This window comes from Xanthomonas sp. SHU 199, from assembly GCF_000364665.1.
GTDB classification, from domain to species: Bacteria; Pseudomonadota; Gammaproteobacteria; order Xanthomonadales; family Xanthomonadaceae; genus Xanthomonas_A; species Xanthomonas_A sontii.
In genome coordinates this window covers 1-4,244 of the sequence record NZ_AQOI01000575.1, presented here as the reverse complement: position 1 = coordinate 4,244, position 4,244 = coordinate 1, and the positions used below count along the sequence as shown (strand labels likewise).

Here is a 4,244-nt window from a genome sequence, read left to right as displayed (position 1 = left end):
GGAGCAGGGGCGCCCGGTCCGCGCCTCGGCGCGCGTGCTGACCGCCATCGCCCGCGCCCTGCAGTGTTCGGAGGTCGAAACCGCGCACGTGCTGGCGCTGGCCGGCGTGGGCGGCACGACCGCCCTGGCGCCGCCGCCGTGCCAACGCCTGACCGGCACCGGGCGCATGCTGCTGGACCAGCTCGGCCCGTGGCCGGCAATGCTGCAGACCCCGCGCTTCGACATCCTCGGCGCCAACCCGGCCTTCGAGCGCCTGATGGGTGTGACCCTGGCCGACCTGGCGGACGCCGACCGCAACTGCGTCTATCAGGCCTTCACCAATCCGCGCTGGCGCGATGCATTGCTCGATCGCCAGGACGTGCTGCAGCACATGGTGGCGTTGCTGCGCGCGGCGATGGCCGAACACCTGGGCGAGCCGGAATGGGAGGCGCTGCTGGCGCGCTACCGCGCGGCCTCTCCCGAGTTCGATGCGCTGTGGCGGCAGCGGCGCGAGGTGCGCGGCGTGGAGAACCAGCTCAAGCGCTTCCGCCATCCGCAGGAAGGCGAGCTGCGCCTGCAGCAGGTCAACTGGTGGTCGGCGCCGCGCAACGGCAACCGTCTGGTGGTCTATTTGCCAGCCGATGACACGGCGCAGGCGGCGCTGTTGCGCCTGCACGCGCAGGCCGGAAATGCCGCTGGATGAACGCTTTCCTAGCCCGATCCGTGAAGCTGAATACGTAACCGATTCCAGCAGGAGACGGTTCAGACGAAAACGGCCTAAATGCAACCGCCACACCACGTGACGGAGTTGCCATGAACATGAAACGCATTGCCACAATCGCCCTCTCGTCCGCGCTGGCGCTGGGTTTCATGGCGCCACCCGCGTTCGCCTGGGGTCCGGGCGGCCCGGGTCCCGGTCCGGGCTGGGGCCCGCCGGGTCCTCCGGGTCCTCCGGGGCCGCCACCCCCGCCGCCGGGACCGGGTCCGCGCGATCATGGCTGGTACGACCGCGGCTACCGCGACGCCGATCGCGAGCGCTACTGGCGCGACCGTGAGCGCGACCGCCGCGACGCCCGTCGCGCCTACGACCGCGGCTACCGCGATGGCTATCGCAACGGCCCGGACGTCGTCTACTACCGCCCGGGTCCGCCGCGCTGGGCGCGCGGCCAGCGCTACTACGGCCCGAACTACGTGGTCTACGACTATGACCGTTACCAGGTCCGGCGCCCGCCGTACGGCTACCGCTGGGTGCGCGACGACACCGGCAACCTGCTACTGGTCGCCATCGCCACGGGCATCATCGCCGACCTGGTGCTCAGCGGCCGCTGAGCCCTGCTGCGGCATCGCCAGACGGCCTCCTGCGGGAGGCCGTCTGCGTTTTGGTTCGCCCTCGGCCGCGCGCGGGGCTTAAACTAGTCGTCTGCCTTCTGTCCATGCCCCCCGGAGACCCGATGTTCCCGCGCGACGCCCGCATCGAAACCTACGATCCCGACCTGGCCCGCGCCATCGCCGCCGAAGCCGGCCGCCAGGAAGACCACGTCGAGCTGATCGCCAGCGAAAACTACTGCAGCCCGCTGGTCATGGAAGCGCAAGGCAGCCAGCTGACCAACAAGTACGCCGAAGGCTATCCGGGCAAGCGCTACTACGGCGGTTGCGAATTCGTCGACGTCGCCGAGCAGCTGGCCATCGACCGGGTCAAGCAATTGTTCGGCGCCGACTACGCCAACGTGCAGCCGCACAGCGGCTCGCAGGCCAACCAGGCGGTGTACTTCGCGCTGCTGCAGCCGGGTGACACCATCCTCGGCATGTCGCTGGCGCACGGCGGCCACCTGACCCACGGCGCCAAGGTCAACGCCTCCGGCAAGCTGTTCAACGCCGTGCAGTACGGCGTCAACGACCAGGGCCTGATCGACTACGACGAGGTCGAGCGCCTGGCCGTGGAGCACAAACCGAAGATGGTGGTGGCGGGCTTCTCCGCCTACTCGCAGGTGATCGACTGGGCGCGCTTCCGCGCCATCGCCGACAAGGTCGGTGCTTACTTCTTCGTGGACATGGCGCACGTGGCCGGCCTGGTCGCCGCCGGTGTCTATCCGACCCCGCTGCCGCACGCGCACGTGGTCACCTCCACCACCCACAAGACCCTGCGCGGCCCGCGTGGCGGCATCATCGTCGCCAGTGCCGCCGGCGCCGGCGACAAGCTCGAAGACCTGTCCAAGAAGCTGCAGTCGATCGTCTTCCCCGGCATCCAGGGCGGCCCGCTGATGCACGTGATCGCGGCCAAGGCCGTGGCGTTCAAGGAAGCGCTGGAGCCGGAGTTCACCGCCTACCAGCAGCAGGTGGTGAAGAACGCCCAGGCCATGGCCAAGACCCTGATCGCGCGCGGCTACAAGATCGTCTCCGGCGGCACCGAGAACCACCTGATGCTGGTGGACATGATCGGCCGCGACGTCTCCGGCAAGGACGCGGAAGCGGCGCTGGGCAAGGCCCACATCACCGTCAACAAGAACTCGGTGCCCAACGACCCGCGCTCGCCGTTCGTGACCTCGGGCCTGCGCCTGGGCACCCCGGCGATCACCACCCGCGGCTACCAGGAACAGGATTGCGTCGACCTGGCCAACTGGATCGCCGACGTGCTCGACGCCCCGGCCGACGACACCGTGCTGGCGCGCGTGCGCGACGCGGTGACCGCGCAGTGCCGCAAATATCCGGTGTATGGCTGAAAAACGGGAATGGGGAATGGAGAATCGGGAATGGTTGAAAGTGCTAGCTGGCGCCTTTGGCGTTCCCATTCCCCATTCCCGTTTCCCCACTCCCGGCACCTATACGGCTGAGGCGGGAATGGAGAATGGAGAATCGGGAATGGTCAGAAGCGCTACGCTTGCGCTGTTGACGTTCCCATTCCCCATTCCCGTTTCCCCATTCCCGGCGCCCTGAATGCACTGCCCCTTCTGCCAGCACACCGATACCCGGGTGATCGATTCGCGCGTGTCCGAGGACGGCGCGACGATCCGCCGGCGTCGCGAGTGCGAGGCCTGCGGCGAGCGCTTCAGCACGCTGGAGACGATCGAACTCAAGCTGCCGACGGTGATCAAGAGCGACGGCGGCCGCGAGGCGTTCGATGCGCGCAAGCTGCGCACCAGCTTCGATCGCGCGCTGCAGAAGCGGCCGGTGGCCGAGGAGCAGATCGAGGCGGCGGTGCGTGCGGTGGTGCACCAGTTGCGCATGTCCGGCGAGCGCGAACTGCCCTCGATCCGGGTCGGCGAGTACGTGATGGCCGAGCTGCGCAAGCTCGACCACGTCGGCTATGTGCGCTTCGCCTCGGTGTACCGCAGCTTCCAGGACGTGGCCGATTTCCGCGAGGAGATCGAGAAGCTCGAGCGCGAGTTGCCGGTGGGCAGCGAGCAGCTGCCGCTGCTGGACCTGGTGCGCGCGGCCAAGCCGGGCGACAAGACCGGCAAGCGCTGAGCGCATGCGCATCGTCTGTCTGGCCGAGGCCGCGCAGCACATTCCCGCGCTGGCGCAGGAGCATCTGCAGGCGTTCGGCCCGCTGCTGCCGGAGTGGAACGTGGTGGAGGCCGAGGCCGACCTGCGCAGCCACCGCGACGAACGCCGCATCCCCACCAGCTGGATCGCCCTGGACGGCGAGGACTGGCTGGGGTCGGTGAGCCTGCTGCAGAACGACGACGCGCGCATCCGCCAGTTTTCGCCGTGGCTGGCGACGCTGTACGTGCGGCCGCAGGCACGCGGTGCCGGCGTCGGCGCCGCCCTGGTCGCGCACTGCGTGCAGGCTGCCGCGCGCTTCGGCGTGCAGTGGCTGTACCTGTACTGCGAGCCGGTGCTGGTGCCGTTCTACGAGCGCATGGGCTGGCAGCGCCATGCCGACCTGCCGCTGGGGCTGCTGCAGATCGTGGTGATGCGCCGCGACGCTAGCGCCGCATCTGCATCTACATGAGCGCCGACGCCGTGCCTGGCTTCTCCGCCGACGACCATCGCTGGATGGCGCAGGCCCTGCGCCTGGCCGAACGCGGCGCCTACACCACGCGGCCCAACCCGATGGTCGGCTGCGTGATCGTGCGCGACGGTGTCGTGGTGGGCGAGGGCTTCCACCAGCGCGCCGGCGGGCCGCACGCGGAGGTGTTCGCGCTGCGCGCCGCCGGCGAACGCGCCCGCGGCGCCACCGCCTACGTGACCCTGGAACCGTGCGCGCACTACGGCCGCACCCCGCCGTGCGCGCTGGCGCTGATCGAGGCCGGGGTGGCGCGGGT

6 protein-coding genes are annotated in these 4,244 nt (G+C 69.6%); all 6 read left to right on the top strand.

The features are described 5' to 3' along the window. Positions 1 to 682, top strand: a 682-nt coding sequence (locus tag D183_RS27555) for an MmyB family transcriptional regulator (RefSeq protein ID WP_017910055.1), incomplete at its 5' end; no start/stop codon positions are given. A 110-nt stretch (positions 683 to 792) separates the two neighbouring features. Continuing rightward, positions 793 to 1,308 (top strand): RcnB family protein, encoded by a 516-nt coding sequence (locus tag D183_RS0116990; RefSeq protein WP_017910054.1) that lies wholly within the window; start codon positions 793 to 795, stop codon positions 1,306 to 1,308. A 122-nt stretch (positions 1,309 to 1,430) separates the two neighbouring features. After that, on the top strand, positions 1,431 to 2,699 hold the full coding sequence (glyA, locus tag D183_RS0116985; RefSeq protein ID WP_017910053.1) for a serine hydroxymethyltransferase: 1,269 nt from the start codon (positions 1,431 to 1,433) through the stop codon (positions 2,697 to 2,699). 214 nt (positions 2,700 to 2,913) lie between these two features. Continuing rightward, the gene (nrdR, locus tag D183_RS0116980; RefSeq protein WP_010340907.1) at positions 2,914 to 3,444 is read left to right on the top strand and encodes a transcriptional regulator NrdR; all 531 of its coding nucleotides are present in this window, start codon (positions 2,914 to 2,916) and stop codon (positions 3,442 to 3,444) included. 4 nt (positions 3,445 to 3,448) lie between these two features. Continuing rightward, the gene (locus D183_RS0116975; RefSeq protein ID WP_017910052.1) at positions 3,449 to 3,931 is read left to right on the top strand and encodes a GNAT family N-acetyltransferase; all 483 of its coding nucleotides are present in this window, start codon (positions 3,449 to 3,451) and stop codon (positions 3,929 to 3,931) included. Next, on the top strand, positions 3,928 to 4,244 hold a 317-nt coding region (gene ribD / locus D183_RS25070; protein WP_039728298.1), incomplete at its 3' end, for a bifunctional diaminohydroxyphosphoribosylaminopyrimidine deaminase/5-amino-6-(5-phosphoribosylamino)uracil reductase RibD. The genes D183_RS0116975 and ribD, both read left to right, overlap by 4 nt.

Coding starts and splice junctions, on each gene's coding strand:
- D183_RS0116990 (WP_017910054.1), top strand. CDS start 793: ATGAACATGAAACGCATTGCCACAATCGCCCTCTCGTCCGCGCTGGCG.
- glyA (WP_017910053.1), top strand. CDS start 1,431: ATGTTCCCGCGCGACGCCCGCATCGAAACCTACGATCCCGACCTGGCC.
- nrdR (WP_010340907.1), top strand. CDS start 2,914: ATGCACTGCCCCTTCTGCCAGCACACCGATACCCGGGTGATCGATTCG.
- D183_RS0116975 (WP_017910052.1), top strand. CDS start 3,449: ATGCGCATCGTCTGTCTGGCCGAGGCCGCGCAGCACATTCCCGCGCTG.